At 62.4% G+C, this 21,308-nt stretch carries 22 protein-coding genes; 3 read left to right on the top strand and 19 right to left on the bottom strand.

Features of this window, described 5'->3' with window-relative positions; genetic code table 11:
* Positions 1-36: 36 nt before the first annotated feature.
* The 17 genes from IWX88_RS08365 to IWX88_RS08285 form a co-directional block, all read right to left on the bottom strand.
* Positions 37-897, bottom strand: a complete 861-nt coding sequence (locus IWX88_RS08365) for an ABC transporter permease (RefSeq protein WP_370568263.1) — start codon at positions 895-897, stop codon at positions 37-39.
* Positions 898-923: 26 nt separating this feature from the next.
* Positions 924-1,958, bottom strand: coding sequence for an aliphatic sulfonate ABC transporter substrate-binding protein (locus IWX88_RS08360; protein ID WP_196829215.1), 1,035 nt, complete (start codon positions 1,956-1,958; stop codon positions 924-926).
* Between the two features lie 31 nt (positions 1,959-1,989).
* Positions 1,990-2,868 carry an ABC transporter ATP-binding protein gene (locus IWX88_RS08355; RefSeq protein WP_196829590.1) on the bottom strand — a complete coding sequence of 293 codons (879 nt, stop codon included), beginning with the start codon at positions 2,866-2,868 and terminating at the stop codon, positions 1,990-1,992.
* A gap of 91 nt (positions 2,869-2,959) precedes the next feature.
* Positions 2,960-3,373, bottom strand: coding sequence for a transcription antitermination factor NusB (nusB, locus tag IWX88_RS08350; RefSeq protein ID WP_196829213.1), 414 nt, complete (start codon positions 3,371-3,373; stop codon positions 2,960-2,962).
* Complete coding sequence (gene efp / locus IWX88_RS08345) at positions 3,373-3,933, bottom strand: elongation factor P (RefSeq protein ID WP_196829211.1); 561 nt, start codon at positions 3,931-3,933, stop codon at positions 3,373-3,375. The genes nusB and efp overlap by 1 nt, the downstream gene beginning before the upstream one ends.
* A 78-nt stretch (positions 3,934-4,011) precedes the next feature.
* Entirely contained in the window at positions 4,012-4,452 is a 441-nt protein-coding gene (locus tag IWX88_RS08340) for a type II 3-dehydroquinate dehydratase (RefSeq protein ID WP_196829209.1), read from the bottom strand.
* Positions 4,453-4,590: 138 nt separating this feature from the next.
* Positions 4,591-5,664 carry a 3-dehydroquinate synthase gene (aroB, locus tag IWX88_RS08335; RefSeq protein ID WP_196829207.1) on the bottom strand — a complete coding sequence of 358 codons (1,074 nt, stop codon included), beginning with the start codon at positions 5,662-5,664 and terminating at the stop codon, positions 4,591-4,593.
* Positions 5,661-6,233: a shikimate kinase gene (locus tag IWX88_RS08330; RefSeq protein ID WP_370568262.1), complete on the bottom strand. Its 573-nt coding sequence runs from the start codon at positions 6,231-6,233 to the stop codon at positions 5,661-5,663. Before IWX88_RS08330 ends, aroB begins: the two co-directional genes overlap by 4 nt.
* On the bottom strand, positions 6,230-7,444 hold the full coding sequence (gene aroC / locus IWX88_RS08325; protein ID WP_196829205.1) for a chorismate synthase: 1,215 nt from the start codon (positions 7,442-7,444) through the stop codon (positions 6,230-6,232). The genes IWX88_RS08330 and aroC overlap by 4 nt, the downstream gene beginning before the upstream one ends.
* 35 nt (positions 7,445-7,479) lie before the next feature.
* Positions 7,480-8,316: a shikimate dehydrogenase gene (locus tag IWX88_RS08320; RefSeq protein ID WP_231369046.1), complete on the bottom strand. Its 837-nt coding sequence runs from the start codon at positions 8,314-8,316 to the stop codon at positions 7,480-7,482.
* Positions 8,313-9,338: an endolytic transglycosylase MltG gene (mltG, locus tag IWX88_RS08315; RefSeq protein WP_370568261.1), complete on the bottom strand. Its 1,026-nt coding sequence runs from the start codon at positions 9,336-9,338 to the stop codon at positions 8,313-8,315. Before mltG ends, IWX88_RS08320 begins: the two co-directional genes overlap by 4 nt.
* Positions 9,339-9,535: 197 nt before the next feature.
* Complete coding sequence (gene ruvX, locus IWX88_RS08310) at positions 9,536-9,997, bottom strand: Holliday junction resolvase RuvX (RefSeq protein WP_196829203.1); 462 nt, start codon at positions 9,995-9,997, stop codon at positions 9,536-9,538.
* A 2-nt stretch (positions 9,998-9,999) separates the two neighbouring features.
* Complete coding sequence (gene alaS, locus IWX88_RS08305) at positions 10,000-12,654, bottom strand: alanine--tRNA ligase (RefSeq protein WP_196829201.1); 2,655 nt, start codon at positions 12,652-12,654, stop codon at positions 10,000-10,002.
* A gap of 57 nt (positions 12,655-12,711) precedes the next feature.
* The gene (locus tag IWX88_RS08300) at positions 12,712-12,933 is read right to left on the bottom strand and encodes a hypothetical protein (protein ID WP_196829199.1); all 222 of its coding nucleotides are present in this window, start codon (positions 12,931-12,933) and stop codon (positions 12,712-12,714) included.
* Positions 12,934-12,986: 53 nt separating this feature from the next.
* Positions 12,987-13,352: a DUF948 domain-containing protein gene (locus IWX88_RS08295; protein WP_196829197.1), complete on the bottom strand. Its 366-nt coding sequence runs from the start codon at positions 13,350-13,352 to the stop codon at positions 12,987-12,989.
* 107 nt (positions 13,353-13,459) lie between these two features.
* Positions 13,460-14,089: a 30S ribosomal protein S4 gene (gene rpsD / locus IWX88_RS08290; protein WP_196829195.1), complete on the bottom strand. Its 630-nt coding sequence runs from the start codon at positions 14,087-14,089 to the stop codon at positions 13,460-13,462.
* 197 nt (positions 14,090-14,286) lie between these two features.
* Complete coding sequence (locus IWX88_RS08285; protein WP_196829582.1) at positions 14,287-15,621, bottom strand: replication-associated recombination protein A; 1,335 nt, start codon at positions 15,619-15,621, stop codon at positions 14,287-14,289.
* Between the two features lie 146 nt (positions 15,622-15,767).
* Here IWX88_RS08285 and IWX88_RS08280 point away from each other — a divergent pair, with 146 nt between their 5' ends.
* From IWX88_RS08280 to IWX88_RS08270, 3 genes are all read left to right on the top strand, one after another.
* On the top strand, positions 15,768-16,568 hold the full coding sequence (locus tag IWX88_RS08280) for a peptidylprolyl isomerase (RefSeq protein ID WP_196829193.1): 801 nt from the start codon (positions 15,768-15,770) through the stop codon (positions 16,566-16,568).
* Positions 16,569-16,618: 50 nt separating this feature from the next.
* Positions 16,619-17,848 (top strand): DUF349 domain-containing protein, encoded by a 1,230-nt coding sequence (locus IWX88_RS08275; RefSeq protein WP_196829191.1) that lies wholly within the window; start codon positions 16,619-16,621, stop codon positions 17,846-17,848.
* A 71-nt stretch (positions 17,849-17,919) separates the two neighbouring features.
* The gene (locus tag IWX88_RS08270; RefSeq protein WP_196829189.1) at positions 17,920-18,576 is read left to right on the top strand and encodes a hypothetical protein; all 657 of its coding nucleotides are present in this window, start codon (positions 17,920-17,922) and stop codon (positions 18,574-18,576) included.
* Here IWX88_RS08270 and IWX88_RS08265 read toward each other — a convergent pair.
* Both IWX88_RS08265 and IWX88_RS08260 read right to left on the bottom strand, forming a co-directional pair.
* Positions 18,563-20,863 (bottom strand): bifunctional (p)ppGpp synthetase/guanosine-3',5'-bis(diphosphate) 3'-pyrophosphohydrolase, encoded by a 2,301-nt coding sequence (locus IWX88_RS08265; protein ID WP_196829187.1) that lies wholly within the window; start codon positions 20,861-20,863, stop codon positions 18,563-18,565. The two genes, IWX88_RS08270 and IWX88_RS08265, sit on opposite strands and share 14 nt — an antisense overlap.
* Positions 20,864-20,954: 91 nt before the next feature.
* Complete coding sequence (locus IWX88_RS08260; RefSeq protein WP_196829185.1) at positions 20,955-21,290, bottom strand: rhodanese-like domain-containing protein; 336 nt, start codon at positions 21,288-21,290, stop codon at positions 20,955-20,957.
* Between the last annotated feature and the right edge of the window lie 18 nt (positions 21,291-21,308).

Raw genomic sequence — 21,308 nt, 5'->3', positions numbered from 1 at the left:
CAACTCCACCGAAACCCATCAGTTTCACCGACGATGTCAGCTCCATCGGCGGAGCAGGAACCGCTCGAGCAGACCGACAAGGGCATCCGTCAACTTACCGAGAACCGCGAGAAGGATTATCGCGAGGAACAATCGGTCGATGCGCCCGTTGTCCTGAGAATCCTTGAGCAGGAAGCCGAGACCGATGGATGACGCGATCAACTCGGCCGCGACCAGGAAGAGCCACGATTGTGCCAGGGCAAGCCGGAGACCCGACACGACCGTCGGCACGATCGCGGGGAGTTGCACCAGCAGCAGCAGGTTCATTCGGCTGCGGCCGAACGCCCGTCCCACCTCGACCAGCTGATGATCGACGTGGCGAAGCGCCCCCGAGACCGTTGTGTAGACCGGAAAAAACGCTCCGATCGTGATCAGTAAGACTTTGGAGTCCTCGTTGATGCTGAGATACAGGATGAGCAGCGGTACCCAGGCGAGTGATGGCACCGCCCGGAACGCGCCCACGGTCGGGGCGAACAGCAGACTCGCCCATCGCGACAGGCCGATGATTGCGCCGACAGCAAGTCCGCAGATTGATCCGAAGAAGAAACCCAGAAGTACCCGTTGCGTCGAGATCGCAACGTCCTGCACAAGCAATCCGCGCGAGGACAGGTCGACTCCCGCATCCCACACCGAGATCGGGGTGGGAAGACGGTAGGCCGGAATAACGCCGGATGTTGACAGCAACTGCCAGAACACGACGAGGGCAACCGGTACGATCGCGCCGATCAGTAATGCGAACCCGCGTGGCCGTTTCTGAGAGCGGCGGACGGGAGCAGCGAGGGACGTACCCGCCGCCGAGTGTCCGTGCCCGGAGGCATAGTGCACCAGCGTAGCGGGCTCGTTTACCGAGCCGTCCACTTCGCTGTTCGACCGGCTGGCCACCGCTATTTCAGGGCCGACGGGTCGGCCTTCTTCGCGAAGGAGGTCTCGTACAGGCTTTTCAGGGCAGCGTCTGCAAGCCCCTGGTTGGCGACATCCCCCGACTGCACGAATACCGGTGCGATGACCTTGAGCACCGCGGTCTGGCGGGCACCCGGGATCGGGGAGACGTCGAATTTGCTGCGGTTCTCGATGACATTCGTGGCGACAGCGGGACTGATGCCGGCAACGGTGGAGAGGATCGTCGCGGTGGCCAACGGATCCTTGACCGCGAACGCACGGGCCTTTTCGTAAGCGTTGACGACCAGCTGCGCCAAATCAGGAGAACGGGAGAGGAACGACTCGGTGGCGTTCAGGAAGCCGTAACTGTTGAAGGACGGGTTGTCGTAAATCACTGTGGATCCCGCGCTCACGACACTGGCGGACAGGAGCGGGTCAAGGCCGGACCAGGCATCGACCCGGCCACTTTCCAGAGCCGCCTTGCCGTCAGCGTGAGCGAGATTCACGATCGTGACCGAGTTCAATGGCACTGCGAACTTCTCGAGCGACTGAAGGAGGAAGAAATACGGATCGGTGCCTTTGGCTACCGCAATCGTCTTGCCTGTGAGGTCGGCGACCGACTTGATCGATGACCCCTTGGGGACGGCGATGGCAGCCCAGTTTGGCTGGGAGTAGATGTCGATCGTTTTGATCGGCGAACCATTTGAGCGAGCGAGAAGGGCAGCCGATCCAGCGGTCGAGCCGATATCGATTGCGCCGGAACGCAACGCAAGGTTCGCCGCGCTTGAACCAGCAGACTGAACCCAGTTGACCTTCACCTTGTCGCCGAGCGTGGCCTCGAGCCAGCCCTTGTCCTTGATGATCAGGCTCAGTGGGTTGTATGTCGCGAAGTCGATGTTGAGCACAGGGGCACTCCACTTTTCGACGGTAGAGGCCGCTGTCGATTTCGGCACGACGGCAGACCCCTCCCCGGCACACCCGGCCAGTAGCAGGCCGACCATAGCGACGAGGGCCGCGAAACCAATGACTTTTTTACGCATGCTTTTTTCCTCTGTAATCGAGCGGGGAGAATCAGGGTGTTTGGGCTGAGCTGAGCTGCGGGGTGACCTGATGATGACGCTCGACGCCCAAGCCTTCGAAAAGTTCAGAGCGGATGCGCGCGAGCTGCGTATCCGCGCGATCCCGCGGTCGGGCGCCAGGCACGTCAACGATTCGGACGATGCCGGATCCGCTGCCTTCAGCGGTCCCCGGGGCGCGGCCGAGCAGCACAACCCGGTCAGACAGGTAGAGCGCTTCGTCGACATCGTGGGTCACCAGAATGATCGTCGCCGGTTCAGCGCGATGAATGTCGAGGAGCAGATCCTGCATGGTGAGCCGAGTCAGCGCATCGAGAGCACCAAAAGGTTCATCGAGCACGAGCACGCCGGGACCGCGAGCGAGGGCTCTGGCAAGAGCCGCACGCTGCGCCATTCCCCCGGATACCTCGCGAGGGCGAAGTTGACTCGACTCCTCGAGCTGCACGAGCTGAAGCAGCTCTGCGACTCTGGAATGTCCGATGCCGCGATCCGTACCTCTGGGCAAACCAATTTCGACGTTCCGCACGATCGAACGCCACGGGAGGAGCCGCGGCTCCTGAAATGCAATGGCGCAACGTTGGTCGATACCAACGAGTGCGCTGCCGTCGATGCGTACCTCGCCGGAACTGGGCGCGTCCAGTCCGATGATCTGTCGAAGCAAGGTCGACTTGCCGCAACCCGAGGGACCGATCAGCGCCACAATCTCGCCGGGAGAGATTTCGAGCGTCACATCGCTGAGAACCCGCCGAGCAGGAACACCGCGTTCGGATGCCGCAAAAGACCGACTAACTCCGCGCAGCGACACCGATAGCGCAGGAGCGCTGACGGGGCGAAGGATGAAGGCGGCACCCAATGAACGTACGGCTCCGATCATGACGAATCGAATCGAGTAGTAACGAAGCGAAACATTGAAAGACACGCCCGTGACCGCGCGGACGCCGGACCCATCACGGGAAACCTGAATGTCAGGCGCGAGTTTGTGCGATCCGTCCAAGCAGGCCGTTCACAAAGCCGGCGGAGTCCTCGGTGCTGAGCAGCTTCGCGGCTTCGACTGCCTCGGAGATCGCCACCCCGTCGGGGATCTCGTCGTTGAAGAGCAACTCCCAAATGCCGATACGCACGATCGCGCGGTCTGTGACGGGCATCCGGTTGATGGTCCAGCCCTGCGCGTAGGTCTCGATGAGCTCGTCGATCTCATCGCCATGCTCGCCGATTCCCTCGACGATTGTGCGGGCGTAGACCCAGGAGTTCCAGCGGTCGGGTTCGCTCTTCGCCCGATCGGCCTCGAGAGCGATTGCCGCATTCAGCGAGATCTCCCGCAGGTCGGCGCCATACAACAGGTCGATCGCGCGCTTGCGTGCTTTTGTTCGCGCACCCACTAGTTGACGCGACCGAGGTAGCTGCCGTCGCGGGTGTCGACTTTCACCTTGGTGCCCTGTTCCAGAAACAGCGGAACCTGAATCTGATATCCGGTCTCGACCGTCGCCGGCTTGGTGCCCCCGGTTGAGCGGTCGCCCTGCAGCCCCGGCTCCGTGTAGGTGATTTCCAGCGTGACGGATGCCGGAAGTTCGACATAGAGCGGATCACCATTGTGGAGCGCGATCGTCACGTTCTGGTTCTCGAGCATGAAGTTCGAAGCGTCACCAACCTGCGCGGCGGTGAGCGTGATCTGGTCGTAGTTGCCGACATCCATGAACACGTAAAGCTCGCCATCGGCGTAGAGGTACTGGAACTCGGAGCGATCCACCGTTTCGGTCTCGATCTTTGCACCGGCGTTGAACGTGCGATCGACGACCTTGCCGCTCATCACGTTCTTCACCTTGGTGCGCACGAAAGCTCCACCCTTGCCCGGCTTCACATGCTGGAAGTCGATCACAGTCCAGAGCTGGCCGTCCATGTTGAGAACGACACCGTTCCTGATGTCAGCGGTTGAGGCCATGACGGTAAATCCGTTCGATCTGTGGATGAAGAGTATTAGCGATTCCGCGAGGGGAAACCGGCTGCTGAGTCTACCGGTTCAGCCGAGTTTGCGGTTGATGGCGTCGAGTGCGAGCAGGTAGGAGTCGAATCCGAATCCGGCGATCACTCCGGTTGCCACCGCTGAGATAACGCTGGTGTGTCGGAATTGCTCCCGCGCGTGAGGGTTGGAGATGTGCACCTCCACGAGGATCAGTCCAGCCTGCGTTACCAGGGCAGCAGCGTCCCGCAGCGCATAGGAGTAGTGGGTGAAGGCAGCCGGATTGAGGATCACCGGGCTCGCCGTGTCCACGGCCTCGTAAAGCCAGCCAATCAGCTCGGCTTCGTCGTTGGTCTGCCGCAGATCGATCGCTCGACCGGCGGGAGCTTCTCCCTCCAGCGCGATGCGCAGGTCGTCGAGGGTGCCGCTGCCATAGACATCCGGTTCTCGACTACCGAGACGGCCGAGATTCGGACCGTTGAGCACGAGGATACTGACCATGCAGCGAGCCTAGCGTTCGGGAGTTGCCCTCAGCCACGAGCCGTTCCACACATCGGCCACAGGCGGGCCAGTGCGGTCAACTCGGGCCGGCACGCCGACCTGGTATGTCCGCATTGGCCCGGATTGGGGCGGGAGCACCTACGACCCGATCTCCTGGTACGCCGCAAACAGCAGGCTCTCGTCGGGCCCGGTCAGAACTGTCGGCTTGGCGATGTCGTCGAGCACGATGAAGCGCAGCAGCGAACCCCGAGCCTTCTTGTCGCGCTTCATCACCGCAAGTAGTGTTTGCCAGCGTCCCGCAGGGTAGGAAATCGGGAGTTGCAGTGAGGTGAGGATGCTCCGGTGCCGGTCGACCACGGCATCCGGCAGCGGTCCGGTGAGCCTGGCAAGCTCTGCGGCATAGACCATGCCGATTGCGACGGCCGCCCCGTGGCGCCACTGGAATCGCTCCGCATATTCCACCGCGTGGCCCAGAGTGTGACCGTAGTTGAGGATCTCGCGCAGACCGGTCTCCGTGAAGTCCTGCCCGACGACACGGGCCTTGAGCCCGACCGAGAGCTCCACCATTCTGCGGAACTCATCCGAGGAGGAGTTCGTCGCGACATCCACGTCCCGTTCGATGATGTCGAGAATCTCGGGCTCACCAATGAAGCCGCACTTCACCACTTCGCCGAAGCCGGCCAGTATCTCCATCTGGCTGAGACCATCGAGAGTGTCAAGGTCCACGATGACTCCGGCTGGCGCATGGAACACCCCCACCAGGTTCTTGCCCTCGTTGGTGTTGATGCCGGTCTTCCCGCCGATCGAGGCATCCACCATTCCGAGCAGAGTCGTTGGCACATTGATCAGGCGGATGCCGCGAAGCCAGGTCGCCGCGACGAACCCGGCGAGATCGGTGGCCGCTCCCCCGCCGAATCCGATTACCACGTCGGTGCGGGTGAAGTCGGACTGCCCCATTACCTGCCAGCAGAAGGCCGCGACCTCTACGCGCTTTCCGGTCTCGGCATCCGGAATCTCCGCAAGCAGCACCTCGAAATCTGCGCTCAGCGCCTCACGCATGCGCTCGGCCCGTGCACCGAGGGTGGCCGGATGCACGATGAGCACCTTGCGTGCATTGGAGCCGATCAGCGCTGGGAGAGTCGAGAGGATGTCTCGGCCGATGACGATGTCGTACGGGTCGACACCGGGAACGGTGATGGTGGTGGAGCTCATGGTGCCTTCTCTTCCGTGACGCTATTCGGGGTGCCGCCTTCGGTGCCATTGGGGGCGCCGTCAATGATCCAGGTCGCAATTTCGGCCGCAATCTGGTCGATTGGTCGATGGGACGTGTCCCAGCTTCGGGTGGCGAGCCGTTCGTAGATCTCGCGGCGTGAGGCAACCAGCTCTGACCAGGTGTCGATTCCGCTGATCAGCGGACGATCGGTGCCGAGGATCCGGGCAGCGACCGCATCCGGACTCACGGTGATGAGCGCGACCCGGTGGGCGAGGAGATCACCCTGGGTCCCCGGATCGATGATTGCACCCCCACCGAGGGCGACAACAGCCCGTTCACCCAGTGCCTGCATCACCTCTGCACGTTCGAGCGCACGGTAATACTTTTCGCCGTATTCGCTGAAAATCTGTGCAATCGGCCCGTGTCCGGCAACGATCCGTCGGTCAGTATCGACGAATGGTGCGCCAAGAATACGGGCGATTCGTTTACCGAGCCGAGTCTTGCCTGCCGCCGGGGGTCCGATCAAAACCAGGTGTGGCCGACCCGCCTCAGGCGTGCGATCGATCACGAGCCGAGCAGCAGATCAGATTCGGAGGCGGTGGCAAGATTCGCGGGAATCGCCGCGAGATAACCATCGAGGTTGCGCTTCGTCTCGACCACCGAGTCACCGCCGAACTTCTCCAGCACCGCGTTCGCCAGCACGAGGGCCACCATCGCCTCAGCGATAACGCCAGCGGCGGGTACTGCGCAGACATCCGAGCGCTGGTGATGCGCTTCGCCCGCAACCGAGGTGACGATATCGACCGTGCGTAGCGCGTGCGGAACAGTCGAGATCGGTTTCATCGCCGCCCGAACTCGCAGGACAGTCCCCGTGCTCATCCCGCCCTCGGTGCCGCCAGCACGATCACTCGACCGGGTGATCCCCTCCGCGGTCTGGAACAGTTCGTCATGCGCTTCGGACCCGCGACGCGCTGCCGTGAGGAATCCGTCACCGAGTTCGACGCCCTTGATCGCCTGAATTCCCATGAGGGCAGCCGCGAGTTGCGAATCGAGCCGTCGATCCCAGTGCGTGTAGGAACCCAGCCCGGGTGGGAGCCCGTAGGCGAGCACCTCCACAACACCACCGAGGGTGTCGCCGTCTTCGTGTGCCGCATCGACCTCTGCCACCATGAGCGCGGAGGTCGCCGCATCGAAACAGCGCAGTGGATCGGCGTCGAGGGCCGCGACATCCGTACTGCCGGGAAGGGCGGAGCCTTCTGGGACCCGCACCGGACCGATAGAGAGCGTGTGGGAGAGCAAGTGGATTCCGAGCTCACCGAGAAAGGACCTGGCCACAGCTCCGAGCGCCACCCGGGCTGCCGTCTCGCGGGCGCTTGCCCGTTCGAGTACATTGCGGGACTCGTCGAAGCCGTACTTTTGCATGCCGACCAGATCCGCATGACCGGGTCTCGGGCGGGTGAGCGGCGCTCCGCGACCCTTGGGCAGAGAATCGAGATCGACTGGCTCCGCGCTCATCACGTCAACCCAGCGGGGCCACTCAGTGTTGCCAATCCGCAGCGCTACCGGGCTTCCCATGGAGTATCCGAAGCGAATTCCGCCACTGATCGTCAGTGCATCCTGCTCGAATTTCTGGCGCGCTCCGCGGCCGTACCCGAGCGTACGACGATGCAAATCTTCCTGGATGGCGCCCAAAGAGACCGGGACTCCGGCCGGGAGGCCCTCGAGGATCGCGATCAATTCGGGTCCGTGCGATTCCCCTGCGGTCAACCATCGAAGCATAAGAGAATTATTCCACAGGCGGGACGGCCCTTCGGTCAGAGTCCGACTGACTCCCGCATCGCCGCGAGCACAGCCGATTCGCGCGGGAGGATGCGATCCAGCCCGCCACCCACGAAGATCCGCACCTGGAAAAGCGCCTGGTTCACAAGCATCTCGATGCCAGGAATAACCCGACCGCCAGCGTCGAGCCAGCGTGCTGCGAGAGGCGAAGGCCATGGATCGTAGGCCACGTCGAAAAGTACTGCTGAAGCCCGCGTGGCGGAGTCGAAATGGTAGTGGTGATCCGCCCCGCCCGGAAGGGTGCTGATCACCGCGTCTGGCACACGAGCGTCGACAGAGTCGTCGTCTCTACTGGCCTGCACGTCGATACCAAGACGATTACCAAGCTCGAGCAGCGCACTAAGCGCGTGTGCCGAGCGGGCAGAGACAACAGCGAGACGGGCCCCGAGCTCAGCGACAGCAACGAGAGCGGATGCGGCGGTCGCGCCGGCGCCGAGTATCCGCACCGTGCCGAGGTGCGAGATGCCCGCGCCACGGAACGCCTCGACGATCCCGGGAACATCGGTGTTGAAACCTCGAAGGCTCCAGTCGCCCTTCTCGTGGTGAAAAAGCAGGGTGTTCGCAGCCCCGGTCAGTTTCGCCAACGGGTCTGCGACATCCAAGAGCGCCATCACCTCATGTTTGAGCGGCATGGTGAGAGACAGTCCGCGCCAGTCCGGGCCGCGACTGCCGATGAATCCGGCAAGCCCGGCCGCATCCACTTCGATCGCCTCATACTGCCAGTCGAGACGGAGCACCCGATAGGCGGCGCGGTGAAGAGCCGGAGATTGGGAATGCCCGATCGGGGATCCAAGAACGCCGAGTTGTGTCAATCGCAACCGCCCGGATTTGCCTTCAGCCAGGCTCCGAGTTGCGCATTCGCAGCCTGCTGCTGGGTGAAAGTGTCGGAAAACGCCGTTTCGCCGGTTGAGCAATTCACCACAACGAAATACAGCCAGGTGCCCGCTGTGGGATTCAGCGTGGCCGTGATCGCCTTGTCGCCCGGGTTCGAGATCGGTCCGATGGGCAGTCCGGGGTTTGCATAGGTGTTGTAGCGGTTACCTGTATCGGCGCGCTGCGCTGGTGTGGTCTCGATGCGAGTCGACCCCGCACCGTAGGCGACCGTGGCATCGGACTGCAGGTTCATGCCCTTCGCGATTCGGTTATCCCACACCCGCGCCACCTTTGGATAGTCGGCGACAGGTCCGCCTTCTTTCTGCGTGAGCGCAGCGAGGGTGAGCACGCGGTGTCTCTCTGCCGGGGCGACGCCGGCAGCATCCAGTCGGGAGAACATCTCGGTCACGAAGACCTGCAGGATCTGGTGGGCCGTTCGGCCGGGTTCCAGCGAATAAGTGGCCGGAAATAGATAGCCCTCAAGACTCGGAGCTTCCGCCGGAAGTCCGAATGAGGCGTGATCGGCTGCCGCAGCTTCGAGTTGCGCCTGGCTTACTCCCGTGCTCTCGCTCAGATTCGCGAGCTTGGCGATGATGCTCTTGAGCGTGCTGCCCTCGGGAAATGAGACCCGGGTCGACACCTGGTTGGCCGGATCCTGGAGCGCGGCGAGTGCCGCCTTGGCGCTCATCCGACTCTTCAGTTGGTAGCTGCCCGGGTGGAAAGTGACCTGCGGGTTTTGCACGAGCAGGAGTTTGTAGAACGCGGTCGAGGTCTTAACCACACCCCTGGCAGCAAGGGTCCGTGCGACATCCTCACCGATCTGTTTATTTTCGATGGTCACCACGACTGTGCCAGTGCCGTTGCCGGTGTAGTCGATCGGAGCCTCGATCCCGAATACCCGCTGAATCTGAGGTCTGAAATTGACCCACACCGCGGTCGACACGACCCCGAGCACCACCACGATGGACAGGAGAACCCAGAGCCAGGTGAGTCGGCGGGCTTCCCTGCGGCTCTGTGGAGCCCCTGCGTGCGGTAAACCACTTGCGCCTCGTGAATCACCGGCGCCTGGTGAATCGCCGGCGGCTCGCGAGCCGGCCCCTCCCGCTGGTGGAGGTTGAGTCGTGAAGATGTCATCCCAGCTTGGCTCATCGGCCACGTTTATCGTCCTTCGAGCGGGACGACGACCGCTCCCGGCAGATGTCCACCGGTGCGCTCGGCGTCGAGGGCATGTTGCAAAATTATCACGGCGGCAACCTGGTCGACCACAGACCGCGACGAGCGCGCGTTGCGTCCCGACGCCTGCAGAGCACGCGTCGCCGAGACAGTGGACAGCCGCTCGTCCACCATTCGCACGGGGATCGCTGAAGCCTGCGCCACTCGCTGTGCGAAGTCGCGGGCGTCCTGGGTGGAGGCGGAATCGCGGCCCGAGAGCGAAAGGGGCAGCCCTATCACAATTTCCACCACGTCTCGCTCGTGTACTTCGAGCAATATGGCCGCGACATCCCCGTCACCACGGTTCACCGTACTCACCGGAAATGCAAGCATTCCGTGCGGGTCGCTTGAAGCAACACCGATCCGCACCGTACCGACATCGATGCCGAGTCGGGAACCCGATCGCACCGTTACCTCGGGAGCCCGGCGGCGATGGCCTCGAGGGCGGTCGGGATTGCTGCGAGGTTCGAACCGCCACCCTGTGCCAGGTCGTCTTTGCCGCCACCCCCTCCTCCGAGGATGCCCGCGGCCACCTTCGCTAACGTGCCAGCCTTCGCCCCGACGGTGCGTGCAGCCTCGTTGGTCGCGACGATGACCGCGGGCTTGCCAGCAACATCCGCAGCGAGAGCCACGACGGCCGCGTCGCTGCCGAGTCGGGTGCGCACAGTGATGGCGAGCAGGCGCAGGTCATCGGACGATGACAGCACTCCGACATTGGCGATGACGGCAGTCATCTTTCCTATCCGGCTCGCCTCGGCAAGAATGGCGGGAACACGTTCGGTGAGTTGGGCCTGCTCGAACTCGGTGATGCGCCTCTCGGCGTTCTTCAGGTTGACAAGCAACTCGGCAATGCGACTCGTCACCTGGTCTCGCGGCGTCTTTAGCGTCGATGTCAACTCGTTGACGATCGAGCGTTCAGTCGCAAGATCGCGGAACGCCTCTCGCCCGACCAGGGACTCGATTCGTCGATTACTCGACCCGATTGAGGCCTCGCTGATCACGTTGATCAGCCCGATTTCCGAACTCCGACCCACGTGGATACCAGCGCACAGCTCGAGTGACCAGGGTCCACCGATCTCGACCACACGCACCTCCTCGCCATACTTTTCGCCGAACAAGGCCATGGCGCCGAGGGCGCGGGCCGCATCGAGGGGCATGATCCGTGTCGAGACCTCCAGATTCTCTCGCACGGCGTTATTCGCGATGTCTTCGATCTCACTGCGTGTCTCGAGCGAAAGGGGCTTGCTCCAGTTGAAGTCAAGGCGCATATAGCCGGCCCGATTATCGGAACCGGCCTGGTGTGCATCCGGTCCGAGCACCTCGCGGAGTGCCGCGTGGATGAGATGGGTCGCCGAGTGCGCCTGGGTGGCACCTCGCCGATAATCGCGGTCGACTTCGCTCGTGGCCGAATCCCCCACTCCCACTTCTCCGGTACGCACCTGCACGCGGTGACTCACGAGGCCCTTCACCGGCCGCTGCACATCGAGCACCTCGAGGTCGAACCCGCTTCCGACAATGCTCCCGGAATCCGCCTCCTGACCACCGGACTCGGCATAAAGGGACGTCTCAGCCAGGATCACCTCGGCGATATCCCCCGCAACTGCCTTCGACACCGACACGCCATCGACGATCAGGCCGAGGACGGTGGTGTCGGTATCGAGGTGGTCGTACCCCGTGAACACGGTCTCGCCCACAGCGCGGAATGCACTGTAGACGGAGAGATCGGCCAGCAGCGTCTTCTTCGCCTTGGCATCGGCCTTCGCCATGGTTCGCTGCTCAAGCATCAGTGCATCAAAGGCGTCGCGGTCGACGCTGAGGCCCGCCTCCCCAGCCATCTCGAGCGTCAAGTCGATCGGAAACCCAAAAGTGTCATGCAGCAGGAAGGCGGTGTCACCGGCGAGTTGCTTTACTCCAACGCCCTTTGTCTTCGTCACCGCCAGATCGAGGATGTTCGTGCCGCTCGCCAGGGTGCGGAGGAAGGTCTCTTCTTCCGCCGTCGCAAGATTGCGGATGCGGTCATAGTCGCTATCGACCTCGGGGTACGCCGCCTTCATGGCGTCCTTCGATGCGGCAAAAAGCTCCGTGAAAGTCGGAGTGTCTACGCCGAGCAGGCGCATGGAGCGTATCGTGCGACGCATCAGGCGGCGCAGGATGTAGCCGCGTCCCTCGTTCGATGGCGTGATGCCATCAGACATGAGCATGAGCGCTGAGCGCACATGATCAGCAACGATGCGCATGCGCACGTCGTCGTCGTGGCTGGCACCATACTGACGACCCGACAGTGCGGATGCGAGATCGAGTACCGGGCGCACCTGGTCGATCTCGTACATGTTCTCGACCCCCTGCTTCAAGAAAGCGACTCGCTCGAGGCCCATACCGGTGTCGATATTTTTCTTCGGCAGGTCGCCAAGGATCTGGAAATTTTTTCCCGATCCCGGGCCACGAAGGTACTGCATGAAGACCAGGTTCCAGATCTCCACATAGCGGTCATCATCGGTCGCCGGTCCGCCGTCGATTCCATAGGCAGGACCCCGGTCAAAGAAAATCTCGGAACACGGACCGGCTGGGCCGGGTTGACCGGTCGACCAGTAATTGGTGTCCATATCCAGTCGCTGGATCCGCTCTTCCGGGAGACCTGCAATCTTCTTCCACAGGTCGAACGCTTCGTCGTCGTCTTTGTAGACCGTGACCCAGAGATCTTTCTCGGCGAAGCCGTACCCGCCGTCGGCTTCCGACGTGGTCAACAGATCCCAGGCATAAGTGATCGCCTGTTCCTTGAAGTAGTCGCCAAAGGAAAAATTACCGTTCATCTGAAAAAAGGTGCCGTGCCGCGGAGTTTTGCCGACCTCTTCGATATCGAGGGTACGGATACACTTCTGCACACTCGTGGCACGCGGGTACGGCGCCGGTACCAGCCCAGCGAGGTACGGCACGAACGGCACCATGCCGGCAACCGTGAACAGGAGGGTCGGATCGTCGCTCACCAGTGAAGCGGAGGGAACTACGGTGTGACCGCGCTCGGCAAAGAAGTCGAGCCAGCGGCCCCGGATATCAGCGGTCTGCATGGTGTCCTGAGGTCAGGGCATGCCCGTGAGGGCAGCCGGATGGTACGGGGATAGTGATCAGCGTGCGGAGATGTTGGAGAGCACGTCCGGCGAATCAGCCACCGCCGCCCGGAGCTCGGCTTCGCGCTCCTTATAGCCGTCTACGACAGCGTTCGAGAACTCGTGGGCGCGACTATCCACGTCCTCGAAGAAACGCTTGCCCTCGGGGGTCTTGTTGATCTGGTGGGCGGCGACGAATCCCAACCCCACACCGACGATGAGCCAGAGGATGTTCTTCATGGTTGCTCCCTAGATGAATTGCGGATGCTTCGGGCGCTTCGGGTGTATCAAGCTTACTTTGTGCGCGGTTTCGGCTTCAGTGCTCCGAGCGCCACCTTGACCGCGGCCGAGAAGCCGGCGAGTTTGATCAACGGACCGCCGACCGTGGCAGCGGTGAGTGCGATGAGGGAGGAGACATTGCCGGTCGCATCGGCGACTCCCCTCGTGATGGTGTCCACCCGGGCGATCTGCTTGTTCGTTTCGGAGATCGTGTTGGTCGCCTCCTCGAGCAGTGGGGTGACGTTCGTGCCGAGGTCACGGATCGCCGCGCTCGCCTCATCGAAGACGCGGCCGAGCTTGATCAGGGGAATCGCCAGAAGCCCCACTAGCACCGCAAATACACCCGCAGCAATCAGTCCGGCAATATCGGCACCGCTCATGATCTCCACCAATCGATCGGTCCTAACCAGAAGGAGCGGACCATCCGAAGATGATCCGCTCCCACAATACCGGTGGTCAAGCAGGGCGCCCAGCGCCCAGATCGGAACTAGCGAGCCGCGTAGTACTCGACGACGAGCTGTACTTCACAGGTCACGGGAACCTCGGCCCGCTTCGGGCGCCGCACGAGGCGGGCCTGCAGCTTGTCGATCTCGACCTCGAGGTAGGGCGGGAGTTTCGGAAGAACATCCACGTGACCGCCAGCGGCGGCAACCTGGAATGGCTCCATGCCCTCACTCTTGGGGTGCACGTGGATGAGCTGGCCCGGCTTCACGCGGAAAGAGGGTCGGTCGACACGCTGCCCATCGACGAGGATATGACGGTGCACGATCATCTGGCGAGCCTGCGCCGTGGTGCGCGCGATGGCGGCACGAACGATCAGCGCATCGAGACGCATCTCGAGCTGCTCGACCAGGTTTTCACCGGTCAGACCAGCGGCACGACGTGCCTCTTCGAACTGGATCTTCAGCTGAGCCTCGCGGATGCCGTACTGGGCGCGCAGTCGCTGCTTCTCGCGAAGACGCACGGCGTAGTCGCTGTCGGTCTTGCGCTTGGTGCGTCCATGCTCCCCCGGGGGGTACGGGCGCTTCTCGAGGTATTTGGCGGCCTTCGGCGTGAGCGGAATGCCCAACGCACGCGACAGGCGCGTCTTGCTACGGGTACGTGACTGGGTAGACACGAGTTTCCTTTCGATTCTCTTCGCCCCCACGAAACGGATGTGCGCCGCGGAGGCCCGCGCGCGAGCGCAGACAGATTGGGAAGAGGGTGTCGGCCTGAGAGCGTTCCACAGGACCGTCGTGAATTCTAACAGAAGACCCGGTGGTCGAGCAGCTTGCGCTCGCGACGGTGGTGAAACCCACTTCCTGCCAACTCCTGCTATTCCCCGCGAATGATCTTCCGCAATTTTTCCAGCCGCGCCTTCACATCGCGCTCGTTGCCGTGCTCGGTTGGCAGGTAGTAGCGAGTGTCGCGCAACTCGTCGGGCAGGTATTGCTGTGGCACCACCCCGAGCTCAGAATCGTGGGAGTAGCGATAGCCCTTGCCGTGTCCCAGCTTCTTGGCCCCGGCGTAATGGGCGTCTCGCAGGTGCTTCGGGACCCGCCCGATTTTGCCAGAGCGCACATCCGCTATCGCGGCATCCAGTGCCAGGTACGCGGCGTTGGACTTGGGCGCCGTCGCGAGGTAGACCACCGCCTCGGCCAGCGGGATGCGCCCCTCCGGCAGTCCGACGTACTGCACGGCGTCAGCTGCGGCGACGGCGATCAGGAGCGCCTGCGGATCAGCGATGCCGATGTCTTCTGCCGCGCTGATCATCACCCGACGCGAGATGAAACGCGGATCTTCACCCGCCTCGATCATGCGGGCGAGATAGTGGAGTGCGGCATCCACATCGGAGCCACGGATCGACTTGATGAACGCGCTGATCACGTCGTAGTGCTCATCGCCGTTGCGGTCGTAGCGCAGCAGTGCCCGGTCAACGGCCATCGCGACGATATCTGCGGTGACGACCGGCTTCTCATCCGCCTCAGTCGTGGAAGTCGCCGACAGCGCCGCGGCCTCGAGGGCTGTGAGTGCACGCCGGGCGTCACCGGAAGCGAGTCGGATGATGAGAGCCCGAGCGTCTTGCTCCAGTACGACTTTGTCGGCGAGACCACGCGGGTCCACCACGGCCCGGTCGACGAGCGTTCCGAGGTCTTCGTCACCAAGCACCTCGAGGGTCAGCAGAAGCGACCGGGACAGCAGCGGCGAGATCACCGAGAAGGATGGGTTCTCGGTGGTGGCTGCCACCAGGATGATCCAGCCGTTTTCTACCCCCGGCAGCAATGCATCCTGCTGGGCTTTGCTGAACCGATGTATTTCATCGAGAAAGAGCACCGTCGAGACGCCGTAGAGATCCCGCGAGGACATCGCCTGCTCCATCACCTCGCGCACGTCTTTGACGCCTGCGTTGACGGCCGAGAGTTCTACGAACTTACGACCGGAAGAATGCGCAATGGCCTGGGCGAGCGTGGTCTTTCCCGTGCCGGGAGGCCCCCACAGGATAACCGAGGTCGCCCCTTGCTCGCCCGTCTTGTCCGATGCAAGACTCACCAGCGGTGAGCCGGGGGCGAGCAGATGCCGCTGCCCCGCGACCTCGTCGAGGCTGCGCGGTCGCATCCGCACGGCCAGCGGTGTTGCTCCGGCTCGCAGTCCGATCTGGGCATCCACCATGAACACAATGGTAGTTCGCGCCACTGACAGGAGAGATCCGCCGCCGCGCGCCGGTCAGCGTGCGCCGGTCAGCATGCGCCGGTCAGATACAGTGCAGTGGGACATCCCCTGCCGTCAGCGCGGCACTGAGCTCTAAGGGACTAGCCGTGGCAGCAAGCAAGAACACCGAGCGAGATGCGCGAGAAGCCCGTGACCGACTGCGCCGCTTCAACGCAAGACAGTCGGTACACAGCCTGCAGGTGACCCGTCGCCGCCGCGACAACCTGGTTGCCGTCGCTGGAGTAATCGTGATCGCCACTCTCGCAACGCTCACCCAGATTTTCTATTTTGCTGCCGGTCCCGGGATGCCCGCCGCTTCGGCCTCGCCTTCCCCCTCCAACAGCGTTGCTGCGGGGAAAAATGTCGGTGCCGTTCCGGCCAAGACCATTGCCGGCGGCCGCACCTGGACCGGAGAGCTCACGCTCAACGCGGTCAAGTTGGGAATCTCGCTCGACGGCGCAAAGGCACCCCAGGCAACGTCGGTCTTCATTGATCTCGCCGAGAAAAATTTTTATACCAGCACGGGCAGCACCTGTCATCGACTGACTACCAGCGCCACAGCCAAGCTCATCCAATGCGGTTCCGTCGATGGAAAAGGATCAGGGGATATTGGCTTCAGCTTCGGCCCACTCGAAAACGTGCCCGCCGACGGCGTCTACCCCGCGGGAACCATTGCCATGGCCCGCGGCGCCAACCCGTACTCGCAGAGCAGTCAGTTCTTCATCACCTACGCCGAGACGAAATTGGACCCCTCAACAGGCGGCTACACCGTCTTCGGCACAATCACAAGCGGCCTCGCGGACTTTGTGAGCAAGATCGCCGATGGCGGTGTCACACCGTCCACCACCAGTGCGGGTGATGGCGCGCCGGTCATACCGACGAAGATCACGCAACTGACCGTGCAATAGGCTGAAGGTCGGCCATTCCACAGCATGGCCGACAAGCAAAGGTGAGACTTTTGGCGACAGACGAACAGGCTCCATGGGGCCGTGTGGACGAGACGGGCACTGTTTTCGTGCGTGACGGCGAAGGTGAACGCGCGGTCGGGCAGTATCCCGATGGCACGGCCGAAGAGGCTTTGGGCTACTTCCAGCGTAAGTACGTCGAATTGGCCGGCCAGGTCACCCTGCTTGAGCAGCGGATCAAGCGCGGCACGGCGGCTGCGGATGTCGCGAAGACCATCTCGGCACTCAAGGTGACCGTCGCCTCGGCTAACGCCGTCGGAGATCTGCCCTCCCTCGCCAAACGACTCGGTTCCCTCGATGAAGTGGTTGGCGAACTCACCCAGAAGCAGACAGCCGAAACGAAGGCTGCGACAACCGCAGCCCTTGCCGAACGGGAAACATTCGTGCTCGAAGCCGAGAAGCTTGCGGCACAGGACCCGGCAAAAGCCCAGTGGAAGCAAGTCAGCGCGACCCTCGACGACATTTTTGCGCGCTGGCAAAAGCACCAGGCCGACGGACCCCGACTTCCCAAGAACGAGAGCAACGAACTGTGGAAGCGATTCCGCGCTGCTCGCACCACTATCGAAACGCATCGCAAAGCGTTTTTTGCCGAGCTCGACTCCACCCACAAGGACGCCCGTCATAAGAAGCAGGAGCTTGCGGAAAAGGCGGAAGCCCTTATTTCCCAGGGACTGGGCGGCATTTCGGTCTACCGCACTCTTCTTGACGACTGGAAGTCGGCTGGCCGTGCCGGCAAAAAATTTGATGATGCTCTCTGGCTGAGATTCAAGTCGGCTGGAGACGCACTGTACTCGGCGAAGTCCGAAGTGGACGCGAAAGACAATGAGGAATTCACCGCTAACCTCGAGCTTAAACTCGCCCTCCTCACCGAAGCTGAACCTCTCGTCACCGAGACCGATCGAGCAAAAGCAAAGGTGGCCCTGCTGTCCATCCAGGGTCGATGGGATGCGATCGGAAAAGTGCCGCGTGAACGGGTGAAGCCGGTCGAAGACCGCCTCCGCGCAGTCGAGACCGCAGTGCGCAAGCTCGATGAGGACCATTGGCACACGGTGAATCCGGAACGGATCGCGCGCGCCGAGGGACTAGCCGGTCAGCTGCAGGACGCTATTGCCAAGCTCGAGACAGAGCTCGCCGAGGCAAAAGCTGGGGGCAATGCCCAGCGGGTCGCGGATGCGACGGAGGCGCTCGAAGCTCGCCAGGCCTGGCTCAAGGCGATCGGCTAGCAACAGGTCCTTCCCCGCTGTTCGGTCTGGAGTGTTCTCCACAGATTGCGCTCACTACCCGATGGTTGCCGATGGCCTCCACGACGATTGCTGGTATGTCCCGCCTTCCGTCAGTGCTGTCCCATCCGGATCTGCCTGAGGCGGAGCTGCACGCTGCGAAACTGGACGGTGAGCTGTACCGGGTCGACCAGTGCTTCAGTCCAGTGGATGAGATCGAAACCTCTGAATTGCGCGCCCGCGCCCTCCTGCTCACGATTCCCTCCCGGCTCATCGTGGAACAGCGCAGCGCGGCATGGATCTACGGTGCGACCACGCTGCCGAGCACTCACCAGTTCTGTACCGCTATCCGCGCACGCGCGGCAACTGCGACTCTCGTCAAACTGAAGGTTCGCGAGGTCGTGATTGCCGCCGGTGACCAGGTCAGCATTGCTGGGCTATCGGTGACCACACCACTTCGTACCGTGGTGGATCTGGCTCGCCATAGCCCCGTTTTCGAAGATGACGAGTTCCGGATGGTCGGCGGACTCCTCCGGATTGGCGGGTTGGGATTCGCTGATTGTCGCGCCGTACTCGATCGCCACCGTAACCTGCCCCATAAGGCTCTGGCCCTCAGACGGATTGAAGAAGCCATTCGGCGAATCGAAGTGGTGCACCAACCCACCCGTGATTCAGACCCCCGTGCGCGGCACCTGCACGGGCCAACCGATCAACCGATCAACCGCCGTTGACCCGATAGACGTCGTAGACAGCATCGATGCGCCGCACGGCGTTGAGCACAGCGTCGAGGTGCGTGGTGTCACCCATCTCGAAGACGAAGCGGCTGAGTGCAAGTCGATCACTCGAGGTGGAGACGGAGGCCGACAGGATGTTGACATGGCTCTCGGAGAGCACCCTCGTCACATCCGAGAGCAGGCCGGCACGGTCAAGCGCTTCGACCTGGATCTGCACCAGGAAAATACTCGATGAGGTCGGTGCCCACTCGACGTCCACCATTCGCTCTGGCTCGTTCAGCAGTGACACAACATTGTTGCAATCACTCTTGTGCACCGAGACACCCGAACCGCGGGTGACAAATCCGATGATCTCATCGCCGGGCACGGGTGTGCAACACTTTGCCAGCTTCACCAGGATGTCCGGAGCGCCACGCACGAGCACACCGGAGTCGCTGTTGCGCAACTGCTTACTGCGCCCCTTGGTGGGGAAAGAAACCTCGGCGTCTTCCGCTTCCGCCTCGGCGTGCAGGGTGCCAAGCACCTTCTCGATCACCGACTGGGTGGAAACGTGACCTTCCCCCACTGCGGCATAGAGAGAGGAGATATCCTCGTATCGCATCTGAGCTGCGACCTCGTTGAAGGAATCCTGGTTCATCAGCTTCTGCAGCGGGAGATTCTGCTTGCGCATGGCCCGCGCGATAGCATCCTTACCCTGCTCGATCGCCTCGTCGCGCCGTTCCTTCGTGAACCATTGCTTGATCTTGTTGCGGGCCCGGGGGCTTTTGACGAAGTTGAGCCAGCCCTGGCTCGGCCCGGCGTCCGGATTCTTCGATGTGAATATCTCGACGACGTCGCCGGAGTTCAATCCACTCTCCAGCGGCACCAGTCGCCCGTTGACCTTGGAGCCCATGGTGCGGTGACCAACCTCGGTGTGCACCGCATACGCGAAGTCGACCGGTGTCGCTCCCGCTGGTAGGCCGATGACCTTGCCCTGAGGGGTGAAGACGTAAACCTCTTTTGCGCCGATCTCGAACCGCAATGAGTCGAGAAACTCGTTGGGGTCGGCTGTCTCGGCCTGCCAGTCGGTGATGTGAGCAAGCCAGGCCATATCGCCGTCGCCCGCCTCGCTCGACGACCCTTTTCCGTTGACCCGGTCCTTGTACTTCCAGTGCGCCGCCACCCCGAATTCGGCGCGCTGATGCATCTCGTCGGTGCGGATCTGGAGCTCCACCGCACGCCCCTTTGGACCTATCACTGTGGTGTGCAGCGACTGGTACAGGTTGAACTTGGGGGTGGCGATGTAGTCCTTAAAACGACCGGGGATCGGGTTCCAGCGCGCGTGGATAGACCCGAGAACGGCGTAACAGTCTCGCACCGATCCGACCAGCACCCGGATTCCAACCAGATCGTAGATCTCGTCGAATTCCCGCCCTCGCAGGATCATTTTTTGGTATATCGAGTAGTACTGCTTGGGGCGCCCGACAACCTTGCCCTTGATCTTGGATGCCTTGAGGTCGTCCTTTACCGAGTCGATGACCTGCTGCACAAATTCTTCACGCTGGGGCGTGCGCTGCTTGACCAGGTTTTCGATCTCGATATAGAGCTTCGGGTAGAGCACCGCGAATGAGAGGTCTTCGAGCTCCCACTTGATGGTCTGGATTCCGAGCCGGTGCGCGAGCGGGGCGTAGATCTCAAGCGTTTCCTGCGCTTTGCGGGTAGCCGTCTCGGCCGGCACGAATCCCCAGGTGCGCGCGTTGTGCAGACGATCGGCCAGTTTGATCACCAGCACCCGGATGTCCTTAGACATCGCGACGACCATTTTGCGTACCGTCTCGGCCTGCGCGCTGTCCCCGTACTTGAGCTTGTCGAGTTTGGTGACACCGTCGACCAGCATCGCGATTTCGTCACCGAAGTCACGGCGCAGAAGATCCAGCGAGTATTCGGTGTCTTCAACCGTGTCGTGGAGCAGCGCAGCGGCGAGAGTCTTCGGTCCGATCCCCAGGTCGGCCAAGATTTGCGCCACTGCCACTGGATGGGTGATGTAGGGCTCACCACTGCGGCGTTTCTGGCTGCGATGGGCGATTTCTGCGGTCGAATAGGCGCGCTCGATGATGCTGACATCGGCCTTCGGATGATGCATCCGCGCCGTCTTGATGAGGCGATCGACCGCGCCGACGGGCTGGGCCTTTGAGAAGATTCGTGGCAGAAGCGTGCGCAGAGATCCGGTCGTGGGGGCATTCGTACCCTGGGCCGGTGGCCCGGCGGAGGGCAGACTTGGCTTGGACGTCGTCGTATCAACCATCAGCATTCCTCCTCGTGCAAAACTATCACTGCGCGAGTGGTGCTCTTCGCCCGTTCGCTGATGGCTGGATGAGCGTCTCGCACCAGCGACCTCACTCGATGCGGGCTGCGTCCGCTCCAGCAGAAACCAATGGACCGTTGGCCGTGGACCAGGCGAGCATCCCCCCGGAAACCGTTACCGCATCCACTCCGGATTCGGCAAGCGCGGTGGCAGCGCGCAGCGATCGGCTGCCTGCAAGGCAGACCACAAGCACTTGCTGGTCGGTCGGGATCTCGGCGAGCCGTGCCGGGAGTTCTGATAGTGGCACCAGGTGGGCGGATGGCGCGTGGCCACGGTCCCATTCATCCTGGTCTCGCACGTCGAGTAACCAGGTGCCGTTGCCAGTGAGGGTTATTGCTTCGCGGGCAGTGATGGATGACACGGCCATGGTCGGTCCTTTCCCGGA

It is taken from the genome of Frigoribacterium sp. CG_9.8 (assembly GCF_015751965.1).
In the GTDB taxonomy this organism is placed as follows: Bacteria; Actinomycetota; Actinomycetes; order Actinomycetales; family Microbacteriaceae; genus Lacisediminihabitans.
The sequence above is the reverse complement of the archived record's forward strand: the minus strand, read 5'-3'. Positions and strand labels throughout refer to the sequence as shown.

Excerpts from the sequence above, each read along its gene's own strand:
- IWX88_RS08360 (WP_196829215.1), bottom strand. The coding sequence starts at position 1,958 with ATGCGTAAAAAAGTCATTGGTTTCGCGGCCCTCGTCGCTATGGTCGGC.
- IWX88_RS08355 (WP_196829590.1), bottom strand. The coding sequence starts at position 2,868 with ATGATCGGAGCCGTACGTTCATTGGGTGCCGCCTTCATCCTTCGCCCC.
- efp (WP_196829211.1), bottom strand. The coding sequence starts at position 3,933 with ATGGCCTCAACCGCTGACATCAGGAACGGTGTCGTTCTCAACATGGAC.
- IWX88_RS08340 (WP_196829209.1), bottom strand. The coding sequence starts at position 4,452 with ATGGTCAGTATCCTCGTGCTCAACGGTCCGAATCTCGGCCGTCTCGGT.
- aroB (WP_196829207.1), bottom strand. The coding sequence starts at position 5,664 with ATGAGCTCCACCACCATCACCGTTCCCGGTGTCGACCCGTACGACATC.
- aroC (WP_196829205.1), bottom strand. The coding sequence starts at position 7,444 with ATGCTTCGATGGTTGACCGCAGGGGAATCGCACGGACCCGAATTGATC.
- alaS (WP_196829201.1), bottom strand. The coding sequence starts at position 12,654 with ATGCAGACCGCTGATATCCGGGGCCGCTGGCTCGACTTCTTTGCCGAG.
- IWX88_RS08300 (WP_196829199.1), bottom strand. The coding sequence starts at position 12,933 with ATGAAGAACATCCTCTGGCTCATCGTCGGTGTGGGGTTGGGATTCGTC.
- IWX88_RS08295 (WP_196829197.1), bottom strand. The coding sequence starts at position 13,352 with ATGAGCGGTGCCGATATTGCCGGACTGATTGCTGCGGGTGTATTTGCG.
- IWX88_RS08285 (WP_196829582.1), bottom strand. The coding sequence starts at position 15,621 with ATGGTGGATGCCCAGATCGGACTGCGAGCCGGAGCAACACCGCTGGCC.
- IWX88_RS08270 (WP_196829189.1), top strand. The coding sequence starts at position 17,920 with ATGGCCTCCACGACGATTGCTGGTATGTCCCGCCTTCCGTCAGTGCTG.
- IWX88_RS08265 (WP_196829187.1), bottom strand. The coding sequence starts at position 20,863 with ATGGTTGATACGACGACGTCCAAGCCAAGTCTGCCCTCCGCCGGGCCA.
- IWX88_RS08260 (WP_196829185.1), bottom strand. The coding sequence starts at position 21,290 with ATGGCCGTGTCATCCATCACTGCCCGCGAAGCAATAACCCTCACTGGC.